Origin of the sequence: Micromonospora sp. NPDC002296 (assembly GCF_040296145.1) — a bacterium.
Taxonomy (GTDB): domain Bacteria; phylum Actinomycetota; class Actinomycetes; order Mycobacteriales; family Micromonosporaceae; genus Micromonospora.
Genome location: NZ_JBEOWQ010000006.1, coordinates 102,409 through 125,133 on the forward strand (window position 1 = coordinate 102,409; position 22,725 = coordinate 125,133).

The window sequence follows — 22,725 nt, forward strand, 5'->3', positions numbered from 1 at the left end:
CGGGGGGCGGTCTATCTGAGGGGCGGCGCATCGGGCGGTGGGCGAAAGGCGGCCGGGCCGGCCCCGCGCGCTGCGGAGCCGGCCCGGCCGGTGCTTGAGGAGCGTGCTGACCCGAGGGGCTCAGCAGTCGAAGTACATCGCGAACTCGTGCGGGGTCGGGCGCAGGCGCACCGGGTCGACCTCGTTGGCCCGCTTCCAGCCCACCCAGGTGGAGATCAGGTCCGGCGTGAACACGCCGCCGTCGAGCAGGTAGTCGTGGTCGGCCTCGAGCGCGTCGAGCACCTCGGGCAGCGAGCCCGGAACCTGCTTGACCGAGCCCCACTCCTCCGGCGGCAGGTCGTACAGGTCCTTGTCGATCGGCTCCGGCGGCTCGATCTTGCTCTTGATGCCGTCCAGGCCGGCCATCATCATCGCCGAGAAGGCGAGGTACGGGTTGCTCGACGGGTCCGGCACCCGGAACTCGACGCGCTTGGCCTTCGCGTTGCTGCCGGTCACCGGGATGCGGGTGCAGGCGGACCGGTTGCGCTGCGAGTAGACCAGGTTCACCGGCGCCTCGTAGCCGGGCACCAGGCGGCGGTACGAGTTGATCGTCGGGTTGGTGAAGGCCAGCAGCGACGGGGCGTGGTGCAGCAGGCCGCCGATGTACCAGCGGGCCATGTCGGACAGGCCGGCGTAGCCGGTCTCGTCGTAGAACAGCGGCTCGCCGTTCAGCCACAGGCTCTGGTGGGTGTGCATGCCCGAGCCGTTGTCGCCGAAGAGCGGCTTCGGCATGAACGTGGCGGTCTTGCCGTTGACCCAGGCCTCGTTCTTGATCAGGTACTTGAAGAGCTGGAGCTGGTCGGCCGACTGCAGCAGGGTGGAGAACTTGTAGTTGATCTCCGACTGACCGGCGGTGCCGACCTCGTGGTGCGACCGCTCCACGGTGAAACCGGCGTCGACCAGGCGGCGGACCATGCCGTCGCGCAGGTCGGCGTAGTGGTCGACCGGCGGCACCGGGAAGTATCCGCCCTTGTACGGGGTCTTGTACCCGCGGTTGCCGCCCGGCTCCTCGCGACCGCTGTTCCAGGCGCCCTCGATCGAGTCGATGTAGTAGAACGACTGGTGCGCCGAGGTCTCGTGGCGGATCGAGTCGAAGATGTAGAACTCGGCCTCGGCGCCGAAGTACGCGGTGTCGGCGATGCCGCTCGCGGCGAGGTACGCCTCGGCCTTCTTCGCCACGTTCCGCGGGTCCCGGGAGTACGCCTCGCGGGTGAACGGGTCGTGGACGAAGAAGTTCAGCGCGAGGGTCTTCTGCGCGCGGAAGGGGTCGATGAACGCGCTGGCGACATCCGGGAGCAGGAGCATGTCCGACTCGTGGATCGTCTGGAAGCCGCGGATCGACGACCCGTCGAAGGCGAGACCGTCGTTGAAGACGCTGTCGTCGAAGGACTCCACCGGCAGGTTGAAGTGCTGCATCACGCCGGGCAGGTCACAGAAACGTACGTCGACGAACTTTACGTCCTCGTTCTTGAGGTATCGCAGGAGTTCCTCGGGATTGGCGAACACACGTCCTCCTGGCACGTCCACGGGGTGGCTGGCTCCTGGCGACGCTATGACCGCGCGGTTGCCCGGCCGTATCTTGAGTGTTTCTGTCGTGTTACGTCGCTCGCGCTGCGTCATCTTCGCCGGTCAGTCGCCATCCGCTGTCCGTTCGGACGATACTCGGCGCGGCGTTGTACCGCAGATTACCGCCTTTGGTCCGATTCGACGGCCGGTGCCGATCCGACCATCCCGGCGTGCCTGACTACCCTTGGCGACTGTGACCACGCCGCAGCAGCCCGCGCCCCCCGCCACCGACCCCGGTTTCGTCCCGCCGGCCCTGGGCCGCCGGTTCGGCGCCCTGGTGATCGACTGGGTGCTCTGCCTGCTGGTGTCCAACTTCTTCGCCGACCCGGTCCGCGACGGCTGGGCCCCCGTCGTGGTGCTGATCGCCGAGTACGCCCTCTTCCTCGGACTGTTCGCCCAGACCCCGGGCATGTACATCACCCGGATCCGGTGCCTGTCCTGGGCCGACGGCGGCCGGATCGGGTTGGTCCGCGCGCTGCTGCGCGGCGTCCTGCTGGCCCTGGTGGTCCCGGCCCTGATCATGGACGAGCACCGCCGCGGCCTGCACGACCGCCTAACCGGCTCGGTGATCACCCCCGCCCCCCGTCCGGCCGCTCCTCGGCCCCGGTGATCTCGCCGCGCCACTACACGGAACAGAGCGCTATTTCACGGAAAGAGTGGCCTCCCGTCGACGGGAGGCCACTCTTTCCGTGAAATAGCGCGTCTTGCAGGGCCAGGGGTGGGCGTGCGGCCCACGGGGGGCAGGGAGAGGGTCAGCGGCCTCGGGTCTGGCGGAAGGCGCCGCGCTGTGGGCGCATGTTCTTCGGGATCGCGCCCTTGGGCATCTGTGGGCGGGCGGTGAGCGCCTTGAGCCGCTTGTCGAGGGCGTTGACGTCCTTGCCGCTGAGGCTGCGCGGCAGCCGCATCAGGGTCATTCGCAGCTTGCGGATCGGCAGCTCGCTCTCGGCCTGGCCGATCACGTAGTCGTAGAGCGGGGCGGAGCCGATCACCTTGGTCAGCCGGCGCTTCTCCTGCCCCAGCAGGCCGCGGACCCGCTGCGGGTTCCCCTCGGCCAGCAGGATCACGCCGGGACGCCCGATCACCAGGTGCACCATGTCCATCTGGGTGGTGGCGCTGACGGCGGGGGTGACCCGCCAGTCGCCCCGCATGTTCTCCATGATCTGCGCCGCCGCGCCGGGCTGCCCCTCGGCGGCGTTCATCATCGCCTTGTTGGATCGCAGGTTCAGCACGATCAGCACGGCGAGCAGGGTGATCAGGATGCCCAGCGGCAGCCAGAACCAGCCCCAGAGGATCACCGCGACCACGGTCAGCGCGAGCGGGATCAGCACCGCGCCGGCGGTCAGCGGCGCGAACCACCGGTCCTGCTTGGCGGTGAACTGGAACACCATCCCGATCTGCTTCAGCCGCTGGCCGAACGAGACCTTCTCCTGGGGCTTTGCCATGTCGCAGAGTCTAGTGGTCGCCGTACAACGGGGTTGATCCGCGCCCGATGCTCCGGCCGGTCAGGCCCGGCGGGGCAGGACCGGTGCGGCGCGGCCGGTGCCGTGCCGGCCGGTGGACCCGGCTGCCGGGGAGCCGCCGGCCTGCTCGTGGTACTCCTCCTCGACGTTGACCGTCCACACGTCGTGCTCGCCGCCGTCGAGGATGTTCTCCACGGTCAGCATCGCGGTGAGCATCGAGTGGTCCTGGTTGTTGTAGCGGTGCATGCCGTTGCGGCCGACCGGGTGCACGTTCGGCACCGCCTCGGCGAGCCAGGCGCGGACGGTCTCCACGGCCTGCTCGTACCCGGTGTCGTAGAGCGGGTACGCCTTCGGCATCCGGACCACGTACCCGGCGGAGACCGCACCGGCGTCGACCAGCCCGAGCGCCTCCAGTTCGGCGGTGCCCAGGGCGATCAGTTCGTCGTCGGCGGCGTCCCACAGGTCGTCACCGACGTCGACGAAGTACTCCAGCCCCAGGCAGGTGAACCCCTCCCGCACCAGGTACGGCGACCAGGAGCCGAAGTTCTGCACCCGGCCGACCCGTACCCCCGGGGTGTGCACGTAGATCCAGTTGTCCGGGAAGCCGGCGGCGGCCGGCACCACCAGGGCCACGGTGAGGAAGTCGCGGTGCCGCAGCGCGTCGGCGGCGGCCAGCACCTCCGGCGGCGCGGGCGGGTCCACGGCCCGGACCAGCGCGGGCAGCGGCATGCTGCTGATCACGTGGTCGGCGGCGACCCGGCGCGTGCCATCCGGCCCGGCCACGGTCACCGCGACCGCCCGGCCGTCGGCGCGGTGCACGGTCGCCGCCCGGGCCCTCAGCGTCACCACGCCGCCGGCCTTGGTGACCAGTTCGGCGCAGCGTTCCCACATCATCCCCGGACCGAGCCGGGGGTACTGGAACTCCTCGATCAGGCTGGTGATGTCGGCCCGGGCCCGGCGGGGCAGCAGCGCGTTGCGCACCGCCCCGGCCAGCGACAGGTTGCGGATCCGCTGGGCCGCCCAGTCGGCCTGCAACTCGGTGGCCGGGATGCCCCAGACCTTTTCCGTGTACGTCTTGAAGAACATCCGGTACAGCCGGGTGCCGAAGCGGGCCGACACCCAGCCCTCGAAGTGGCTCTGGTCCGCCGGCGGTCGCATCCGCGCCCACAGGTACGACCCGACGCAGCGAACCGCCTCGACGACCCCCAGGTTGCCCAGCGCGTTGCCGGCCCGCAGCGGGTAGTCGAACAGCCGGCCCCGGTAGTGGATCCGGCTCATCCTGGGACGCAGCAGGAAGTCGCCGTCGGGCAGCACCTCGTGCCAGAACGCCTCGACCCGGGCCACCTTGGTGAAGAACCGGTGCCCGCCGATGTCGAACCGCCAGCCGTCCCGTTCGACGGTGCGGCTGATCCCGCCCACCACGTCGTCCGTCTCGATCACCTCGACGGGGGCGTTCCGCCTCGTCAGTTCGTAGGCGGCGGTCAGGCCGGCCGGGCCGGCGCCGATGATCACCGTATGTGGCAGGGGCATGACTTAATTCATCATCTTCGACGTCTCTCGGCAAGAGCCGCCCCGCTGGGTGGGACGGGGCGGCCCGCGTACGTCCGTCCGGCCCCGGCGCGCGCGGGCCGACGGGTCAGGCGCGAACGGCGTCGCGGGCGTCCAGTGCCTGCCGGTAGAGCCGGCCGGCCCGGTACGACGAGCGCACCAGCGGACCGCTCATCACCCCGGCGAAGCCGATCTCCTCGGCCTCCTCGCGCAGCTCCACGAACTCCTCCGGCTTGACCCAGCGGGTCACCGGGTGGTGCCGGGGCGTCGGGCGCAGGTACTGCGTGATGGTGATCAGCTCGCAGCCCGCCTCGTGCAGGTCGCGCAGGGCCTGGGACACCTCGGCCCGCTCCTCGCCCATGCCGAGGATGAGGTTGCTCTTGGTGACCAGGCCGTCGGCGCGGGCCTGCCGGATCACGTCCAGCGAGCGGTCGTAGCGGAACGCCGGCCGGATCCGCTTGAAGATCCGCGGCACCGTCTCGACGTTGTGCCCCAGCACCTCGGGGCGGGAGCCGAAGACCTCGGCGAGCTGCTCGGGGACCGCGTTGAAGTCGGGAATCAGCAGCTCGACGCCGCAGCCCGGCTGAAGGGCGTGGATCTGGCGGACCGTCTCGGCGTACAGCCAGGCGCCGCCGTCGGGCAGGTCGTCGCGGGCGACACCCGTGATCGTGGCGTAGCGCAGGCCCATCGACACCACGGACTCGGCCACCCGGCGCGGCTCGTCGGCGTCGAACTCGGCCGGCTTGCCGGTGTCGATCTGGCAGAAGTCGCAGCGCCGGGTGCACTGGTCGCCACCGATGAGGAAGGTGGCCTCCCGGTCCTCCCAGCACTCGTAGATGTTGGGGCAGCCGGCCTCCTGGCAGACGGTGTGCAGCCCCTCGCGCGAGACGAGCCCGCGCAGCTGGGTGTACTCCGGCCCCATCTTGGCCTTGACCTTGATCCACGGCGGCTTGCGTTCGATCGGTGTCTCGGCGTTGCGCGCCTCGATCCGCAGCATGCGCCGCCCCTCGGGGGCGACCGTGGCGGTACGCGCAGCGGGGCTGGTCGGCGGCTGCTCGGTCGGGGGCGTCGTCGGCGCGAAGTGCTCGATCGTCACGAATTGAGCCTACGCCGGACGGTCGCTGTCGATGGAGGTGAGGCGACGGCCATCACCCCCTGATCCCTGTGACGCCGCCCACCGCCAGCGCCGAAAATCCCGTTACCTGCCCCCGCCCGGGGTGTTAGCTTGCGGCAAAGCTGTGACGGAGCCGAGTAGCGCGCCGCCCGCCAGTCGAGAGAGCCGCCGTTCGCTGCGAGGCGGTCTGGCGTCGGCGCGCGAAGACCCTCCCGAGCTGCGGGAAGAACGGCGTGCGCGGCGACCCTGCCGGCGTCCGCCCAGTAGAGCCCGCCCGGCTGGCCCCGGTCACCAGGCGACGAACGAGGCCCCCGCGCGAGCGGGGGCGAAGGTGTGGTGGCACCGCGAGGACCCGCTCGCCCACACCTCCCGGGGCTGAGGCGACGCTTCGCCGCCCTGCGGCGGCGAAGGCGTTGCGATTGATCGAGGAGCAGCCCGCCGTGCAACGCATCCTGTCCACCCAGCTCCCCGCCCACGCCGGCGCGACCGTCCGGGTCGCCGGCTGGGTGCACCGCCGCCGGCTGCTCAAGTCGGTGACGTTCCTGATCGTGCGGGACGCCGCCGGCCTGACCCAGGTCGTGGTCACCGACCCGGCCGTCCGCGCCGCCGTCGGGGCGCTCACCGAGGAGACCGTCGTCGAGGTGGTCGGCACGGCCACCGCGAACCCGGCGGCCCCCGCCGGGGTCGAGCTGACCGACCCGACGGTACGACCGCTCGGCCCGCCCGCCGTCCCGCCCCCGTTCGACCTGTACCGGCCGGCGCTGACCGCGAGCCTGCCCACCCAGCTCGACCACGCGCCCGTCGCGCTGCGCCACCCGGCCCGCTCGGCGGCGCTGCGGATCTCGGCGGCGGCGGTGGCCGGCTTCCGGGCCGCCCTGGACGCCCGCGACTTCGTGGAGATCCACACCCCGAAGGTGGTCGGCTCGTCGACCGAGTCCGGCGCCAACGTCTTCGCGCTGGACTGGTTCGGTCGGCCCGCGTACCTGGCCCAGTCGCCGCAGTTCTACAAGCAGCTCATGGTGGGCGTCTTCGAGCGGGTGTACGAGGTCGGGCCGGTGTTCCGGGCCGAACCGCACGACACCGTCCGGCACCTGGCCCAGTACACCTCGCTCGACGCCGAGTTGGGCTTCGTGGCCGACCACCGCGACGTCATGGCCGTGCTGCGGGACACCCTCGCCGGGATGCTGACGACCGTGGCGGACCGGGCCGGCGTCGCCCTGGCCGCGCTGGGCGTGACCCCGCCGGAGGTGCCGGCACGGATCCCGGAGGTGCACTTCACCGAGGCCCTGCGGATCGCCGGCGCCCCGGCCGACGAGCCGGACCTCGCCCCCGCCCACGAGCGGGCGCTGGGGGAGTGGGCCCGCGCCGAGCACTCCTCGGAGTTCGTCTTCGTCACCGGGTACCCGATGGCGAAGCGGCCGTTCTACACCCACCCCGACCCGGCCAGGCCGGCGTACTCCAACGGGTTCGACCTGTTGTTCCGGGGTGTCGAGCTGGTCACCGGCGGGCAGCGCCTGCACCGGTACGACGACTACCTGGCCGCCCTCGCGGCGCGCGGCGAGCCGGTCGGGCCGTACGCGGGCTATCTCGACGCGTTCCGGCACGGCATGCCGCCGCACGGTGGCTTCGCGATCGGCCTGGAACGCTTCGTCGCCCGCCTGGTCGGCGCGGCCAACGTCCGCGAGGTCACCGCGTTCCCCCGCGACCTGCACCGGCTCACCCCCTGAGCGGCGGATTCCTGCTCGGCGCCTACGCGGCGTCACGGACCGGCCGGTCGCGCGTCCCCGTCACCCACCGTCAGCCATGGCGGGCTGGCGGCCCCAGGCCACCCCGCCGCGGCCACCCCTGACCTGGGCCGACCCCGCCCACCTCAACCTCCACCCCGCCCCTTTGCTCTGCACCCACCGATGCAACAGGCACGTGCAGTAACTGTTGCGCCGGCGGGTGCAGAGCAAAGCGAGTGGGGGGAGGGGTGGGTGCTGGGGGCAGGTGGTGACGGTGCGTCAACGGAGTGCCGGTCGCGTTGTCGAGCACCCGACGGGCAGCGTGCCCGGGTGCGTCCGGCCGGGAGGGCGCGAGGACTCCGGAGGGAGCGCAGGGGGGCCGGTGGAGTTGGAGGGCGGACTGCACAGTGCCGGGGCAGGTCGCTCCGGGGCAGGACGCGCCGGGGCAGATCGGCCCGGGTCGGGTCAGGCCGGGCCGAGGAGGTCCCAGGGGTTGCCGGCGATGTCGCGGAAGACGGCCACCCGGCCGTACGGCTCGGCGCGCGGAGGCCGGACGAACTCGACGCCCGCGTCGACGAGGCGGCGGTGGGTGGACTCGAAGTCGTCGACCCGGAGGAAGAAGCCGACCCGGCCGGCGGTCTGGTCGCCGACCGCCGCCTCCTGCCGCTCCCCGTCGGCGCGGGCCAGCAGCAGGCCGGTCCCCGCGCCCGGCGGGCGGACCACCACCCAGCGCTTCGGGCGGCCGTCGTTGGTCAGCGAGGGACTGTCCTCGACCAGCTCGAAGCCGAGCAGCTCGGTGAAGAAGGCGATGGCCGGGTCGTACTCGGCGACGACGAGGGTGACGAGGTCGATCTGCATCCGTCGAGCCTAGAAGGCCGTCGAGCCTAGAGGGCCGCCGAGCCTGAGCGGCTCAGGCGGGCAGGGCGACCAGGGTGGGCAGTCGGCGCTCGACCACCGGCAGCACGTCGGCCACGGTGATCGGGCGGCCCAGTTCCGCGGCGAGCGAGGTGACCCCGGCGTCGCGGATGCCGCACGGCACGATCCGGTCGAAGTACGCCAGGTCGCAGTCGCAGTTGATCGAGAAGCCGTGCAGGGTGACCCCCCGGGCGACCCGGATGCCGATGGCGGCCACCTTGCGGGCCGGGCCCCTCGCGTCCTCGGGCACCCAGACCCCGCTGCGCCCCTCGACCCGGCCGGCGGCCAGCCCGAACTCGGCGCAGACGTCGATCAGCAGCTGCTCGGTGCGGCGCACGTACGCGACGACGTCCACCGGGTCGGGCAGCCGCAGGATCGGGTACCCGACGAGCTGCCCCGGACCGTGCCAGGTGATCTTGCCGCCCCGGTCGACGTCGACGACCGGGGTGCCGTCCATCGGCCGGTCCCACGGCTCGGTGCGCTTGCCCGCGGTGTAGACGCTCGGATGCTCCAGCAGCAGCACCGTGTCGCCGCGCTCGCCGGCCACCACCGACTCGTGCAGTCGCCGCTGCTCGTCCCACGCGGCCTGGTAGTCGAGCACCCCTGCACGTACGGCGGTCAGCCCCGGAATCGTCGCGGTCACGCCCACCAGCCTAGTCCCGTACCCGCCGGTCACCTGCGGTGAGCCGGCTCACCGCCGACGTGTCGGGTCAGGCCGGGGGGACCTTCCACAGCCAGACGTCGTCGACGCGCTGCGGGGGGCCGAGCAGGGCGGTGGCGGTGCGGCGCAGGGCCTCCTCGTCGAGGTCGTACTTGGCGCCGTGCACCCGGTCGGCGAGCACCACCACCTCGACGCCCCAGTACCGCAGGTCGGCCAGGGACTCCTCGATGCTGCCCTCGGTGATGATCGGCACCAGCCCGGTCCGGCCGGCCTGGTCCATCAGGGTGTCGAAGGTGCGCGGTGGCGGGCCGATCCGGCCCCGGCCGTCCGGGCCGCCCGGGCCGAGGAAGAACCCGGCCGGGATGCGGAACTCGCCCTGCCGGTGGGCCAGCGCGTACGCCTGCCAGCGCTGCCCGTCCGGGGTCACGTCGAGGGTCAGCGGCAGCGGGGTGAGCACCCCGCCCGGGGAGACGTACTGTCGCCAGGTGCCGGCCGTGACGAACGCCGGCACCGGCTCGCGGACGCTGGTCAGCAGCGGGGTCGGCAGCAGCGGCAGCAGCGCCGCCGCGAAGCCGAGGCCCCAGGCGGCGGACGCGGCGCGGCGCCGGGGCGGGTCGGCCCGGAGCCGGTCGACGGTGTACGCCAGCAGCAGCCCGATCACCGGGGCCACCACCAGGGCCAGCCGGGACGGCAGGGCGGCGTTGACCACCGGCAGGTTGTCCAGCAGCAGGAACGGCAGCGGCCGGTCGGTGCGCTCGCCGTTCCACTTGGCCCGGGGGCCCCAGGACAGCACCGCGAAGACCACGCCGGTGACGCCCAGCGCCCACACGGTGGCCCGCCGGGCCCGGTCCCACCGCCACAGGTAGCCGAGGCAGACGGCGGCGAGCAGCAGCAGCGGCACCCCGAAGAACGAGTTCTCCTCGGTGGGATTGGGCGCGAGCGAGGTGCCCAGCCCGGCCTCGCCGGCCAGCGACCGGCGCGGGTACGCCCCGAACGCCGCGACGTCCTCGGAGTGGACGATCGGGTCGAAGCCGGTGCCGTGGAACCGCTGCGGCCCGGCGAAGTGCAACCACAGCGGGTACGCCAGCAGCACCCCGGCGGTCAGCGCGGTGACGCCCAGCCCGCGCAGGAAGGTGGGCAGCGCGGCCCGGGCGGCGGCCCGCCGGCTCGGGTGCAGCGCCCAGACGGGCAGGAGGACGCCGAGCGCCAGGGCGGTGAAGAACAGCCCCTCGGCGGCGATGGAGAAGGCCACCGCGACGGCGACGCCGAGCACGATCCCGTTGCGCAGCCAGTGCGCGGGGCGGCGCAGCGCGAACAGCCGCCAGACCAGCAGCGGCACCAGCCAGCCGGCCGTCCAGTTCAGGTGGGCGTTGGCGTGCGACACCATGCCGGGGGAGTACGCGACGAACAGCGCGCCGACCGCCGCCGCGAGCCGGCTGTGGACGAACTGCCGGGACAGCAGCAGGTACCAGGCCACCGCCGTGGCGGCCAGGTTGAGGGTGAGGATCACCAGGAACGTCGCCGGCGGCCCGACCAGGTACGTCAGCGGCGCGAAGACCGCGGCGTACACGGTGATCGAGGTGTTCACCGCGAGGTTCACCCCGTCGGGGACGTTGATCAGGTACGTGAACAGCGGGTTCTCGCCGTGGGTGAGCGCGTGCCCGCCGAAGGCGAGCAGCCACTCGAACAGCGCCTGGTCGCTGGAGTTCACGGTGATCGCCCGCTGGTCCGGGTCCCGCCACAGCCCACTGGTCACCCAGACCGCGAGCGCCAGTGCGACGAGGACGAGGGTCAGGTCGGCCCGCCGGTCGCGGCTGCGTGCCGGGGTGGCGGCGGGGGCGGGCGTCGGTCCGGTGGCCGGGGACGGGGAGGACGGCACGCAGCGGACGTTACCAACCGGACCTGGACACGCCGGTCAGACACGGAGGCTTGACCGCTTGCAGTCCCCGGAGCTGCGCAACTGCTGACGGGGGCCGGGGCCCCTCGACGTCGAGGGGTCCCGGCGCTCAGTCGTGCAGGGCGGCGTGCAGGGCGCCCGGCAGGTCGGGATGGCGGTAGGTGAAGCCCGCCCGGGTCAGCACCCCCGGGAGGACCCGGGCGCTGGTCAGCGCCTCCTGGGCGAAGCCGCCGAGGGCCACCTTGAGGGCCAGCGCCGGGATCGGCACGACCGCCGGGCGGTGCAGCTGGCGGGCCAGCTCCCTGGTGAACTCGGCGTTGGTGACCGGGGCCGGGCCGACCCCGTTGACCGGGCCGGCCACGTCGTCGCGGTCCAGCAGGAACTGCACCACGCGCAGCCAGTCGACCATCGAGATCCACGGCAGCCACTGCCGGCCGCTGCCGAGTCGCCCCGCGACGCCCAGCCTGAACGGCAGGAGCTGCGGCTTGAGCAGCCCGCCGTCGCGGTGCAGCGGAAGCCCGGTGCGCAGCCGGACCACCCGCACCCCGGCGTCCTCGGCCGGTCGGGTGGCCGCCTCCCAGACCCGGCAGACGTCGGCGAGGAAGCCCTCGCCCGCCGGGGCGTCCTCCTCGACCACCCGGTCGCCCGTGTTGCCGTACCACCCGACGGCCGAGGCGTTCAGCAGCACCGCCGGGCGATCGGCGGCCGGCATGCCGGCGATCGTGATGGCCAGCGTGGTGGTGGTGTCGACCCGGCTCGACCGGATCAGCCGCTTGTACCCGTCGTTCCACCGCTTGTCGCCGACGCCGGCGCCGGCCAGGTTGACCACGGCGTCGGCGTCGGCGACCACCGCCGGGTCGAGCTGCGCGCCGGACGGGTTCCACCGGCGCTCGTCGGGGGTCCGCGCCGACCGCCGGACCAGGCGGGTGACCTGGTGCCCGTCGGCTTTCAGGCGGTCGACCAGCCGGGTGCCCAGGAAGCCGGACGCGCCGGCCATCAGGATGCGCATACCCCCATCTTCGAGCACGCGACCCCGATCGGACGCGGGGAGCGGATCTCGATCACACCGCCCGGGCACGTCGTCGGCATCCAAGATCACGCTCGAACCCGCTTGTAGTGGTGGCCCGGGTCAGGCGGTCTCCGCTCCTACGCCGACTGGGCGTCCACGTCCGGCGTACCGCGAGAGTTCTTCAACCTCGACCCGGAGGCAACCTCGCGGTTGTCGTTCTTCGAGATCGACTTCATCGAATCGGGTGTCCGGTATACGTGCGGCTTCGCGCTGGATCAGGGAACAAGATCGTGCTCGATCATGGAAGGTGTGGCCTCATTGCGAGTAGGAGGCCACACCTTCCGGGATCGAGCAAGATCTTGTACGCCTGGCCGATCGCCGGCGGTTCCCGTTAGGCCGCCCGGCCCCGGAACGCTCCGGAACTGGTAGGTCTCCGCTCATCGTCGGGTCAGCGGTCGGATTCGGTTGGTGTCGATCAGCCCGCGTCCGAGGGCTTCACCACTCACGGTCGGACAGTTCTTGTTGCATGGCCTCGTCGAGGTCGGCCCCGGAAAGTGGCAGGGTCGAGGACAGGCGCGGTGGCGAAGGCGGCGACGACCTCGGCGCGCGTTACCGAAGGTGCTACGCGGATCGCTCCTGCGGCGTGGCCTCGACCAGTGGCGCGAGGCGGCGCAGCACCGGGGTGAGCGGGTCGAGGGCGTTGGTGCGTACCACGAAGCGGGTGACGCCCCAGCGGCGCTCGTGCTCGGCGACCGATGCGACGATCTCGTCCTCCGTGCCGATCAGCACGAACGGCGTGGCCAGCAGTTCGGCGACGGTGAGGCCGGTCCGGGCGGCCTGCTCGGCGGCGGCGGCCTCCGCGTCGTCGGTCACCAGCACCGTCTGTACCAGCGCCTCCAGGGCCGGTGGCGCGTTCCGGCCCGCCGCCCCCTCGGCGACGCAGGCGAGCTGCGCCTCGATCTGGTCGGCCCGCCACCGGGCCTCGTGCTGGTGGCCGTCTTCGAGGGTACGACCGAAGCCGGCCAGCCCGACCACGTCGGCGTGCGCCCCCGCCCAACGCAACAGCGTCGAGTTGGACGTCCCGACGGTCAGCGGGACGCGCCGCTGCACCGGCCGGGGCGAGGTCAGCCGGGCGGCGCGCACGGTCAGGTCGGGGGAGTCCACGGTGACCTCCTCCCCGTCGAGCAGGGCGCGGACCGCCTCGGTGACGGCGAGGCAGCGCCGTACCCGGCCGGCCACGTCGGGGCGTTCCCGGCCGACCGCCCGCCACTCGGCCGGGGTGTGGCCGGCGCCGACGCCGAGGCGGGCCCGCCCGCCGGAGACCACGTCGAGGGTGGCCACGTCGGTGGCGAGCAGCATCGGCTCGCGGACGCCGAGGTTCGACACGTACGAGCCGAGCCCGATCGTCGACGTCACCGACGCGGCGGCGGCCAGCGCCACGAAGGGGTTGCCGCAGGAGCCGGGGTGGTCGGCGGCGAGCAGGGCGTCGAAGCCGGCGGCCTCGGCCCGGCGGGCCAGGTCGAGCCAGCTCGCGGCGTCGGTGGGGGTGGACTGGAGGGAGAAGATCGCCATCGCCCCAGGGTGCGGCGTCCACCCGCGTCGGGCCAGCGCACCGGGCCGGATTCTGCCGACCGGCGAATCAGCCGACCGCTGAAGCCCCTGCCCATGCGCCGCCTGCCTGGGCCGTCGGGCAATCGGTGCTGCTCAGCAGGGCACGCCCCAAGCCGCACGGACGGTGTCACCAGGCCGGTGGGGCGAGGCCGAACAGCTCCTCGGCGGTGCCGGCGTCGGCGCGCAGCGCGTCGAGCGCGGCGATGATCGTCCGTTCCTCGAAGCCGAAGTGCGACTCGACGATGGCGGCGAGGCCGTCCAGCTCGGCGAGCACCCGGGCGGCGGCGGCCGGGTCGGCAGCAGGCGGGCCGGCGGCCAGCTCCTCGATCCGGCGCACGATGCCGTCGATCATCCGGTGGTCCTGGGCGAGCTTCTCCAGGACCGGGCGCAGCCGTGGCTCCTCCTCGGCGAGCACCCGGAACGCGCCGGCGTCCTCGCCGGTGTGGTGCGCCGTGAGGGCGGAACAGAAGCTGAGGCAGTGGGCCCGCAGGCTGCGCAGCCGGTCGCCGCCGGTCGGCGTCGCGCCGGGTTCGAGGCTCTCCCGCAAGCGGGCCAGCTCCTCGCGGAGCCAGTGGTGGATCTCGATCAACTGGGTGCCGAGCGCCGTGAGGCGGTCGCCCGGCCCTGGGGAAGGGTGCACGTCAGTCCCGTACGTCCCGCGCCTCCATGCCCTCGGCGGTCTCCTTGCCGGGTGCACCGCGACGCTGGCGATGATCCTACCCACCACGGCCGTCGCGTGCCGGCCCTGCGAGCCGCACCACAGTACGCCGCCGCGCTACCGGTCCTGCCGGCCCGCGCCGGGCCCGGTCGGCCGGCGAACGGCCACGGTCGGCCGGGGAACGGTCACCGCAGGTCGGGCCGCTGCTCCCCGGAGGCGTTCTCGCGCCACCGGGCCCGCCAGGCGGCCTCGCTCGCCTCGTGGCTGTCGCGCTCGCGGATGACCTCATCGTGCAGGGCCTGCCGGCCCTCCGCCATGATGATCACCTCGGCCGCGACCAGGCCCACACAGATCGCGGTCAACAGCCCCATGGCGGCCAGCCCGGGCAGGCGCACGCCGACCGGGATGCAGGCGGCGAGCACCACGACGGCGGCGACCCGGGTCCAGGACAGCGTGCGCAGCGTGCGGAACTGGAACAGCATGTTCCCGCACAGGTAGCAGGCCACCCCGCTGAAGAGCAGGGGCACGGCCGGGCCGTGGGCCGCCTCGCCGACGGGCACGTCGGGGCTGGCGATCTCGCGCACGATCTCCTCGGAGCCCAGGGCGAACAGGATGATCCCGGCGATCATCGGCAGGTAGAGGTAGGCGAAGGCGTCGCGGGCCATCGTCGCCCGGGGGCGGTCCTTCGCGGCGTGCAGCGCGATCCGGGCGGCCGGCCCGATGACGTCGTAGTGGGCCCACCACAGCGCCGCGGTGAAGAAGATGCCGAGGACGGCCGCGGCGATCGCCGGCCAGGTGGGCGGCTGGCCGAGCAGGTTGCTGCCGACGCCGACCGAGATGACCGACTCGCCCAGCGCGATGATCAGGATGAGGTCGTAGCGTTCCGTCCAGTGCTCCGCGGACGGCACCGCCCACCCCTCGGTGCCGAAGAGCCCCGTGCCGTACTGGAGCAGCACCACGGCCACCCAGAGCCCGTTGCGGGTCAGGGTCGCCCAGCCCAGATCGTTGATCAGGGAGGGGATCAGCGCTGCCGCGAGCAGCAGGAGCGTGCTGAGCACGACCTCCGGGGCGAACCGGAGAAGCTGCCGGCGCTCCTCCGGGCTTTCCCGCGCGGCGTACAGGTAGAGGAGGAGCATGTGCACGCCGCGGATGACCACGTAGCTGACCGCGACGATCACCGGCCCTGCTGAGCCCTCGCGCGGATCGTCGAAGGCCTGGGGCAGCGCCAGCGCGAAGCAGAAGAGCGCGGCCATCCCGACGACCATCAGCACCGGGACGAAGCCCTGGCCGAGCCGGATCCGGGTGGCCACCACGCTGTGCACCACCCAGGCCCACCAGAGCACGGCGAGCACCAGCATGGCGTGCAGCAGGGACGAGCTGGTGATCTCGGCAGCGGTCGCCCGGGTGATGATGAAGAACGAGAAGACGAAGACCAGGTCGAAGAAGATCTCGAACCTGTCGACCCGGGCGCCCGGGGCGATCGCCACGGCCGGGCCGAGCCTTCGCCGCCGGTTGCCGCCCACCCGTCCACTCTCGCAGCGCGCGGCGGGCCCGGGGTCGATTCGGCTCAGGGTACTTCGAGGAGTACCGGCGACGGGCGCCCCGGTCGGTGTGACCGGGGCGCCCGTCGCGTGGGACAGCGGGAGTTACAGGCCGAGCTCGGCCTCGAAGTTGCCGGCCTCCAGCCGCTCCTTGACCGCGACCAGGAAGCGGGCCGCGTCCGCGCCGTCGATCAGCCGGTGGTCGTACGACAGGGCCAGGTACACCATCGAGCGGACCGCGACGACCTCGCCCAGCTCCGGGTCGCTCACCACGACCGGGCGCTTCACCACGGCACCCGTGCCGAGCATCGCCGACTGCGGCGACGGCACGATCGGGGTGTCGAACAGCGCGCCCCGGCTGCCGGTGTTGGTCAGCGTGAACGTCGCCCCGGCGATCTCGTCCGGGCTGATCTTGTTGGTCCGGGTACGCTCCGCCAGGTCGGCGATCCGCTTGGCGATCCCGCCCAGGTTCAGGTCACCGACGCCGTGGATCACCGGCACCATCAGGCCGCGTTCGGTGTCCACCGCGATGCCGAGGTGCTCGGCCTCCGGGTAGGTGATCGTCCCGGCGTCGAGGTCCATGCTGGCGTTCACGATCGGGTACGCCTGGAGCGCCTCGACCGCCGCGAGGGCGAAGAACGGCAGGAACGACAGCTTCACCCCGTGCCGCTGCTGGAACGAGTCCTTGGCCCGGGCCCGCAGCTTGGCGACCTTGGTGACGTCCACCTCGACCACGGTGGTGAGCTGCGCCATCTCGTGCAGCGACTGCTGCATCCGCTTGGCGATGGTCGCCCGGATCCGGGGCAGCTTCTCGGTGGTGCCGCGCTTCGCGCTCGGCTGCGGCTTCGCGGCCGGCTTCGTCGGGGCCGCCGGGGCGGCCGGCTGCTCCGCCGGGGCCGGGGCGGCCTTCGCCGCCTTGGCCCGCTCCGCCGCCTCCAGCACGTCCTGCTTGCGGATCCGGCCACCCACACCGGTGCCGCTGATCGAGGACAGCTCCACCCCGTGCTCGCCGGCCAGCTTGCGTACCAGCGGGGTCACGTACCCGGCAGCCTCCTCGCCGCCGCCCTCGGCGGGTGCCGACGGGCGCTGCGGGGTGGCGGTCGGGGCCGCGGGCTGGGCCTGCTGCTCGGCCTGCACCGGCTTGGCCGCGGTCTCGGCCTCCGCCGCCGGCTCGTTGTACGACTGGCCCGGGGTCGGCTCCTGCACCTTCGGCTCCGGCTTGGCCTCGGCCTTCGGCTCCGGCTTCGCCTCGGGCTTGGTGGCCTCCGCCTTCGGTTCGGGCTTGGCCTCTGCCTTCGGTTCGGGCTTCGGTTCGGGCTTCGCCTCGGCCGGGGCGGCACCGGCCGCGCCGACGATCGCCAGGTCGGCGCCGACGGCGGCGGTCTCGTCCTCGGCGACCTTGATCTCCAGCAGGGTGCCGGCGACCGGCGACGGGATCTCCGTGTCGACCTTGTCGGTCGAGACCTCCAGCAGCGGCTCGTCCACCTCGACGGTGTCGCCGACCTGCTTGAGCCAGCGGGTCACGGTGCCCTCGGTGACGCTCTCGCCCAGGGCCGGCATCTTGACCGGGGTGCCCTCGCCGGACGGGGCCGGGGCGGCCTGCGCCGGGGCGGCCTCGGCCGCCGGCTCCTCGACGGCCGGCTGCTCCGCCTCGGCCTGCGGCTCGGCTGCGGCCTCGGCGGCCTCCTCGGCCGGCTCCTCCTGCTGCGGCGCGGCGGCCTCGCCGCCTGCCGACTCGCCCTCGCCGGCGATGACGGCCAGCTCGCTGCCCACCTCGGCGGTCTCGTCCTCGCCCACCACGATCCGGCTCAGCACACCCGCCGCCGGGGACGGGATCTCGGTGTCGACCTTGTCGGTCGAGACCTCGAGCAGCGGCTCGTCGACCTCGACGGTGTCGCCCTCCTGCTTGAGCCAGCGGGTGACGGTGCCCTCGGTGACGCTCTCGCCGAGCCGAGGCATGGTGACCGATACCGGCATGTTCTGAAACTCCTTCATTCCCCTGGTGCGATCTCGCCCGTCTGCCGCCGGACGCCGCGGAATCAGTTCTCGATCAGGCGTGCGCGTGCAGCGGCTTGCCGGCGAGGGCGAGGTGCGCCTCGCCTAGGGCCTCGCCCTGGGTCGGGTGGGCGTGCACGAGCTGCGCCACCTCGGCCGGGTAGGCCTCCCAGTTGTAGATGAGCTGCGCCTCGCCGACCAGCTCGCCGACCCGGGCGCCGACCATGTGAACGCCGACGACGGGGCCGTCCTCGACCCGTACCAGCTTCACGAAGCCGGCGGTCTTGAGGATCTGGCTCTTGCCGTTGCCGCCCAGGTTGTAGTTGTACGTCTTGACCTTGTCGGCGCCGTACTGCTCCTTGGCCTTCGCCTCGGTGAGGCCGACCGACGCCAGCTCCGGGTCGCAGTAGGTGACCCGCGGGATGCCGGCCTCGTCGATCACGGCCGGGTTCTGGCCGGCGATCTCCTCGGCGACGAAGATGCCCTGCTGGAAGCCGCGGTGGGCGAGCTGGAGGCCGGGCACGATGTCGCCGACGGCGTACACGTTCGGCACGCCGGTGCGCAGCCGCTCGTCGGTCAGCACGTAGCCGCGGTCGGTCTTGACGCCCTGCTCCTCGTACCCGAGGTCGGCGGTGTTCGGGCCGCGGCCGACGGCGACCAGCAGCAGCTCGGCCTCGACGGTCTCACCGCCGGCGATGGTGACCTTGACGCCCTTGTCGGTCTTCTCGACCTTCTCGAACGGCTTGCCGACCTTGAAGTTGATCTTCCGCTTGCGGAAGGCCCGCTCCAGCGCCTTCGACGACTCCTCGTCCTCGGCGGCGACCAGCCGGGGCAGCGCCTCGATGATCGTCACGTCCACGCCGAAGGACTTCCACACGCTGGCGAACTCGACACCGATCACGCCACCGCCCAGCACGATCGCCGAGGAGGGGACCCGGTCGAGGTTCAGCGCGTGGTCGCTGGTGATGATCTTCTCGCCGTCGACCTCCAGGCCGGGCAGGCTCTTCGCGTACGAGCCGGAGGCCAGCACGACGTTGCGGCCGGTGTAGCGCTTGCCGTCGACCTCGACGACGTTCGGGGCGACCAGCCTGCCGGCACCCGCGACGAAGGTGATGTTCTTGGAGCCGCCCACCAGGCCCTGAAGGCCCTTGTACAGCCGGGAGATCACACCGTCCTTGTACGAGTTGACGCCCGCCATGTCGACGCCCACCAGCTCGGCCTTCACGCCGAACTGCTCGGACTCGCGGGTCTGGTCGGCGATCTCGGCGGCGTGCAGCAGGGCCTTCGTCGGGATGCAGCCGTTGTGCAGGCAGGTCCCGCCGAGCTTGCCCTTCTCGACCAGTGCGACCGACAGGTCCAGTTGGGCGGCGCGCAGCGCCGCCGCGTAGCCGCCGCTGCCACCTCCGAGGATGACGATGTCGAAGGTTGCGTCGTTCGGCTCGCTCACGTCCAACTCCCAGTTCGCGTCACTGCATCGGGGGTCACGGCGGGGTGGCACGGACAGTCCCCACCTCGGTCATCTTGTCACCACCGCCCACCGGCCGCGTAGCGAGGTGCCCAACGACACGTCACCGACACGTACGCTTGGCACCGGTTTCGATGACGGACACGGGGGAGACGGTCGGTGGCGCTGTTCCGACGACGCAAGCAGGCGCACCCGGCGGGCCGCGACCGCGCGCCCGACCGCGCCGATCTCGAACACCTGGAGAACTTCGTCCGAACCCGGCGGGGCGTCGAGGCGTTCATCGAGCCGCGCACCACCGTCACCGAGACCACCGTGATTCTCATCGCCGACGACGGGGAGTGGACCCGCCGCCGCGTCGACGGCCCGGAGGGGGCCCGCCGCTTCGCCCACAAGCTGGCCATCCCGATCTACGACGTCCGCCTGATGGGCTACCCACAGCGCATGCGCGACTACAACGAACGCCGCAAGCGCCGCCCCCACCACCCCTGACCCCAGCCCCCGCGCGGGCGCGGGCCCTGCGGGCCCCGGCAGGCCCCTCTTTCACGGAAAGAGTGGCCATCCCGCGCGGGATGGCCACTCTTTCCGTGAAAGTGCGCGTCTTTAAGGGGACGGGGGTCAGCCGTTGGTGGCGACGTCCTCGACCAGGTGGATCAGGGTGCGGACCGGGACGCCGGTGCCGCCCTTGGTCCAGTAGCCGGTCGGCTCGCCCGAGTGGTAGCTCGGGCCGGCGATGTCGATGTGCGCCCAGGCCACCTCGTCGGTGACGAACTCGCGCAGGAACACCCCGCCCTGGAGCATGTGACCCGCCCGGTCCATCCCGGCGTTGACCTGCGAGATGTCGGCGACGTCGGAGTCCATGCCCTTACGCACGTCGTCCGGCAGCGGCATCGGCCAGGCCGGCTCGCCGACCGCGTCGCCGGCCACCCGGACCCGCTCGCACAGCTCCGGGCTGCCCATCACCCCGGCGATCCGCTTGCCCAGCGAGATCACCTGACCGCCGGTCAGGGTGGAGGTCTCGAACAGGTAGTCGGCGCCGTCCTCGCAGGCCCGGGCGAGGGCGTCGCCCAGGACCATCCGGCCCTCGGCGTCGGTGTTGAGCACCTCCACCTTCTTGCCGTTGTACATGGTGATCACGTCGCCCGGCCGGTAGCTCGTGCCCGACGGCATGTTCTCGGCCATCGGCAGGTACCCGGTCACCGCGACCGCCGGCTTGAGCGCGGCGATCGCCAGCATGGCCGCGCCGACCGCAGCCGCGCCACCCATGTCGGACTTCATCTCCCACATGCCCTGGGCCGGCTTGATCGAGATGCCGCCGGTGTCGAAGGTGATGCCCTTGCCGACCAGCGCCACCCGCTTGCCGGTGCCGCCACCCTCCGGCGTGTAGGTCAGCTTGACCAGGCGCGGCGGGGCCTCGGAGCCCTGGCCGACGGCGATGATGCCGCCGTAGCCGCCGGCCGCCAGGGCCTCCTCGTCGAGCACCTCGACGCCGAGCCCCGCAGCCCGCGCGGCTTCGGCCACCACGTCGGCGAACGCCGGCGGACGCAGCATGTTCGGGGCGGTGTTCACCCAGTCCCGGGTCAGCCGGACCGCACCGGCCACCGCCTGCGCCCGTTCGACCTCCGCCCGGGCGGTCGCGTCGCCGGCCTCCGGGACGGCGATCAGCACCTCGGCCACCGGCTCACGCCGGGCCGGCTGCGGCCGGGTCTTGTACCCGGCGAAGCGGTACGAGCCGAGCAGCGCGCCCTCGGCGACCGCACGCAGCGCGGCGGGGGCGTCGGCGTCGTCGGGCAGCGGCAGGGTCAGCGCCACCCGGCGCGCACCGGCCAGGGCCCGGACCACCGAGCCGGCGGCTCGGCGCAGCGTCTCCGGCGCCGGGGCGGCGCCGGTCGGCTCCGCGCCGAGCCCGACGGCGGCGACGACCGGAGCGGTGATGGTGCCCAGGGTGGCCAGCTTGATCACCTCGCCCGGGGCGCCGGTCGCGCCGAGCAGCGCCAGCGTCTCGGTCAGCTTGCCGTCGAAGGCGGCGGCGATGCTCTCGGCACCGCTGGCGAGCAGCAGCGCGCCGGCCGGACCTGCGATGTCCTGCTCTCCGGTCTGGCTGTGCAGGCCGATCACGATCGCGTCGACGGCGAGCTCGGCGGGGTCGGTGTCGACCAGGCTGATGGTGGTGCTGGGCGATGTCACTGAAGCTACTCCGGGCGGGCCGGGCCGGCCGCGTCGTCGCGTACCGGCGATGAAGGTCTCCGGCGGTAACCTACCGCCGGACGATTGGGGCTGTCCCACCGAACTGCTCCGGCGGGCTCCCGCCGATGCTAACCAGCCGTTAAGGCACCGGTAAGTTGCCACCCATGACCGACGTGACCTCCGACGCCGCCGCGACCCGGCCGCGCCGTTCCCCGTTGCACGGGCGGCATACCGCCCTCGGTGCCAAGTTCGCCCCGTTCGGTGGCTGGGAGATGCCGCTGGAGTACGCCGGCGGCGGAGTGCTCAAGGAACACACGGCGGTCCGTACCGGGGTCGGGGTGTTCGACGTGTCGCACCTGGGCAAGGCCCGGGTGGCCGGGCCCGGGGCGGCGGACTTCGTCAACGCCTGCCTCAGCAACGACCTCGGCCGGATCGGCCCCGGCCAGGCGCAGTACACGCTCTGCTGCGACGACGCGACGGGCGGCGTGGTCGACGACATCATCGCCTACCTGCACGCCGAGGACCACGTCTTCCTGATCCCGAACGCCGCGAACACGGCCGAGGTGGTGCGCCGCCTGCGGGCCGCCGCGCCGCAGGGGCTGGTCGTCACCGACGAGCACGAGGCGCACGCGGTGCTGGCCGTGCAGGGGCCGCGCTCGGCGGAGCTGCTCGGCGCGCTGGGCCTGCCCACCGACCACGACTACATGTGCTTCCGCGCCGCCACCCTGGCCGGCGCGGACCTGGTGGTGTGCCGCACCGGCTACACGGGCGAGCTGGGCTACGAGCTGGTGGTGCCGGCCGAGCACGCCGTCGCGGTCTGGGACGCGATCTTCGTTGCGGGCGAGGCGTACGAGCTGCGGGCCTGCGGGCTGGCGGCGCGGGACACCCTGCGCACCGAGATGGGGTACCCGCTGCACGGGCAGGACCTGTCGCCGGAGATCACCCCGGTGCAGGCGCGCTCGGGCTGGGCGGTCGGCTGGGACAAGCCGGCGTTCTGGGGCCGCGACGTGCTGCGCGCCGAGAAGGCCGCCGGTCCGGCGCGTACGCTGCGCGGCCTGGAGGCGGTCGACCGGGCCATCCCGCGCCCCGGCATGCCGGTGTACGTCGGCGACACGCAGGTCGGCACGGTGACCAGCGGCACCTTCTCGCCGACCCGCAAGCAGGGCATCGCACTGGCCCTGCTCGACACGTCCGCCGCCCTCGCCGACGGCGACACGGTCGAGGTCGACATCCGCGGCCGCCGCGCCCCCATGCGCCTCACCCGCCCCCCTTTCGTAACCCCCTCGGTCCGCTGACCCACCCCGCCTGGCCCCGCCCCGCCGTTCGAAGGGGGGCGGG

General features: G+C 72.9%; 18 protein-coding genes. 4 read left to right on the plus strand and 14 right to left on the minus strand.

The features are described from left to right. Positions 1-120: 120 nt before the first annotated feature. A complete protein-coding gene (glnA, locus tag ABT023_RS07505; RefSeq protein ID WP_350882740.1) occupies positions 121-1,545 on the minus strand; it encodes a type I glutamate--ammonia ligase in 1,425 nt (474 codons plus the stop codon). A gap of 253 nt (positions 1,546-1,798) precedes the next feature. On the opposite strand from glnA, the gene ABT023_RS07510 reads away from it, so the two are divergent. Continuing rightward, positions 1,799-2,215 (plus strand): RDD family protein, encoded by a 417-nt coding sequence (locus ABT023_RS07510; RefSeq protein ID WP_350882742.1) that lies wholly within the window; start codon positions 1,799-1,801, stop codon positions 2,213-2,215. Positions 2,216-2,357: 142 nt separating this feature from the next. On the opposite strand, the gene ABT023_RS07515 is transcribed toward ABT023_RS07510, so the two are convergent. From ABT023_RS07515 to lipA, 3 genes are all read right to left on the minus strand, one after another. Then, positions 2,358-3,047 (minus strand): DUF4191 domain-containing protein, encoded by a 690-nt coding sequence (locus ABT023_RS07515; RefSeq protein ID WP_350882744.1) that lies wholly within the window; start codon positions 3,045-3,047, stop codon positions 2,358-2,360. 60 nt (positions 3,048-3,107) lie between these two features. Continuing rightward, on the minus strand, positions 3,108-4,595 hold the full coding sequence (locus tag ABT023_RS07520; RefSeq protein ID WP_350882746.1) for an NAD(P)/FAD-dependent oxidoreductase: 1,488 nt from the start codon (positions 4,593-4,595) through the stop codon (positions 3,108-3,110). Positions 4,596-4,701: 106 nt separating this feature from the next. Further along, entirely contained in the window at positions 4,702-5,709 is a 1,008-nt protein-coding gene (gene lipA, locus ABT023_RS07525) for a lipoyl synthase (protein ID WP_350882748.1), read from the minus strand. Positions 5,710-6,167: 458 nt separating this feature from the next. On the opposite strand from lipA, the gene aspS reads away from it, so the two are divergent. Continuing rightward, a complete protein-coding gene (gene aspS / locus ABT023_RS07530; RefSeq protein WP_350882930.1) occupies positions 6,168-7,454 on the plus strand; it encodes an aspartate--tRNA(Asn) ligase in 1,287 nt (428 codons plus the stop codon). Between the two features lie 462 nt (positions 7,455-7,916). Here aspS and ABT023_RS07535 read toward each other — a convergent pair whose 3' ends face one another. From ABT023_RS07535 to lpdA, 9 genes are all read right to left on the minus strand, one after another. Next, entirely contained in the window at positions 7,917-8,309 is a 393-nt protein-coding gene (locus ABT023_RS07535; RefSeq protein ID WP_350882751.1) for a VOC family protein, read from the minus strand. Positions 8,310-8,361: 52 nt separating this feature from the next. After that, positions 8,362-9,009 carry a lipoyl(octanoyl) transferase LipB gene (gene lipB / locus ABT023_RS07540; RefSeq protein WP_350882753.1) on the minus strand — a complete coding sequence of 216 codons (648 nt, stop codon included), beginning with the start codon at positions 9,007-9,009 and terminating at the stop codon, positions 8,362-8,364. Between the two features lie 67 nt (positions 9,010-9,076). Continuing rightward, entirely contained in the window at positions 9,077-10,906 is a 1,830-nt protein-coding gene (locus tag ABT023_RS07545; protein ID WP_350882755.1) for a DUF6311 domain-containing protein, read from the minus strand. Between the two features lie 127 nt (positions 10,907-11,033). Further along, positions 11,034-11,933 (minus strand): TIGR01777 family oxidoreductase, encoded by a 900-nt coding sequence (locus ABT023_RS07550; protein WP_350882757.1) that lies wholly within the window; start codon positions 11,931-11,933, stop codon positions 11,034-11,036. Positions 11,934-12,554: 621 nt separating this feature from the next. Next, the gene (locus ABT023_RS07555) at positions 12,555-13,505 is read right to left on the minus strand and encodes an LLM class flavin-dependent oxidoreductase (protein WP_350882759.1); all 951 of its coding nucleotides are present in this window, start codon (positions 13,503-13,505) and stop codon (positions 12,555-12,557) included. A 166-nt stretch (positions 13,506-13,671) separates the two neighbouring features. Further along, positions 13,672-14,184 carry a hemerythrin domain-containing protein gene (locus ABT023_RS07560; protein ID WP_350882761.1) on the minus strand — a complete coding sequence of 171 codons (513 nt, stop codon included), beginning with the start codon at positions 14,182-14,184 and terminating at the stop codon, positions 13,672-13,674. 203 nt (positions 14,185-14,387) lie between these two features. Beyond that, entirely contained in the window at positions 14,388-15,725 is a 1,338-nt protein-coding gene (locus ABT023_RS07565; RefSeq protein WP_350882763.1) for a low temperature requirement protein A, read from the minus strand. A 123-nt stretch (positions 15,726-15,848) separates the two neighbouring features. Beyond that, on the minus strand, positions 15,849-17,720 hold the full coding sequence (sucB, locus tag ABT023_RS07570) for a 2-oxoglutarate dehydrogenase, E2 component, dihydrolipoamide succinyltransferase (RefSeq protein ID WP_350882765.1): 1,872 nt from the start codon (positions 17,718-17,720) through the stop codon (positions 15,849-15,851). 73 nt (positions 17,721-17,793) lie between these two features. Then, positions 17,794-19,185 carry a dihydrolipoyl dehydrogenase gene (gene lpdA, locus ABT023_RS07575; RefSeq protein WP_350882767.1) on the minus strand — a complete coding sequence of 464 codons (1,392 nt, stop codon included), beginning with the start codon at positions 19,183-19,185 and terminating at the stop codon, positions 17,794-17,796. 177 nt (positions 19,186-19,362) lie between these two features. Between lpdA and ABT023_RS07580 the strand changes: the two genes are divergently transcribed. Continuing rightward, positions 19,363-19,692, plus strand: coding sequence for a hypothetical protein (locus ABT023_RS07580; protein WP_350882769.1), 330 nt, complete (start codon positions 19,363-19,365; stop codon positions 19,690-19,692). A gap of 126 nt (positions 19,693-19,818) precedes the next feature. On the opposite strand, the gene ABT023_RS07585 is transcribed toward ABT023_RS07580, so the two are convergent. Then, positions 19,819-21,387: a leucyl aminopeptidase gene (locus ABT023_RS07585; protein ID WP_350882771.1), complete on the minus strand. Its 1,569-nt coding sequence runs from the start codon at positions 21,385-21,387 to the stop codon at positions 19,819-19,821. Between the two features lie 164 nt (positions 21,388-21,551). On the opposite strand from ABT023_RS07585, the gene gcvT reads away from it, so the two are divergent. Further along, positions 21,552-22,682 carry a glycine cleavage system aminomethyltransferase GcvT gene (gcvT, locus tag ABT023_RS07590; RefSeq protein ID WP_350882773.1) on the plus strand — a complete coding sequence of 377 codons (1,131 nt, stop codon included), beginning with the start codon at positions 21,552-21,554 and terminating at the stop codon, positions 22,680-22,682. Positions 22,683-22,725: the final 43 nt, after the last annotated feature.

Bases quoted from the DNA above. Each gene is read 5' to 3' on its own strand.
- sucB (WP_350882765.1), bottom strand. From the start codon at position 17,720: ATGCCGGTATCGGTCACCATGCCTCGGCTCGGCGAGAGCGTCACCGAG.
- gcvT (WP_350882773.1), top strand. From the start codon at position 21,552: ATGACCGACGTGACCTCCGACGCCGCCGCGACCCGGCCGCGCCGTTCC.
- ABT023_RS07555 (WP_350882759.1), bottom strand. From the start codon at position 13,505: ATGGCGATCTTCTCCCTCCAGTCCACCCCCACCGACGCCGCGAGCTGG.
- ABT023_RS07520 (WP_350882746.1), bottom strand. From the start codon at position 4,595: ATGCCCCTGCCACATACGGTGATCATCGGCGCCGGCCCGGCCGGCCTG.
- ABT023_RS07515 (WP_350882744.1), bottom strand. From the start codon at position 3,047: ATGGCAAAGCCCCAGGAGAAGGTCTCGTTCGGCCAGCGGCTGAAGCAG.
- ABT023_RS07535 (WP_350882751.1), bottom strand. From the start codon at position 8,309: ATGCAGATCGACCTCGTCACCCTCGTCGTCGCCGAGTACGACCCGGCC.
- ABT023_RS07550 (WP_350882757.1), bottom strand. From the start codon at position 11,933: ATGCGCATCCTGATGGCCGGCGCGTCCGGCTTCCTGGGCACCCGGCTG.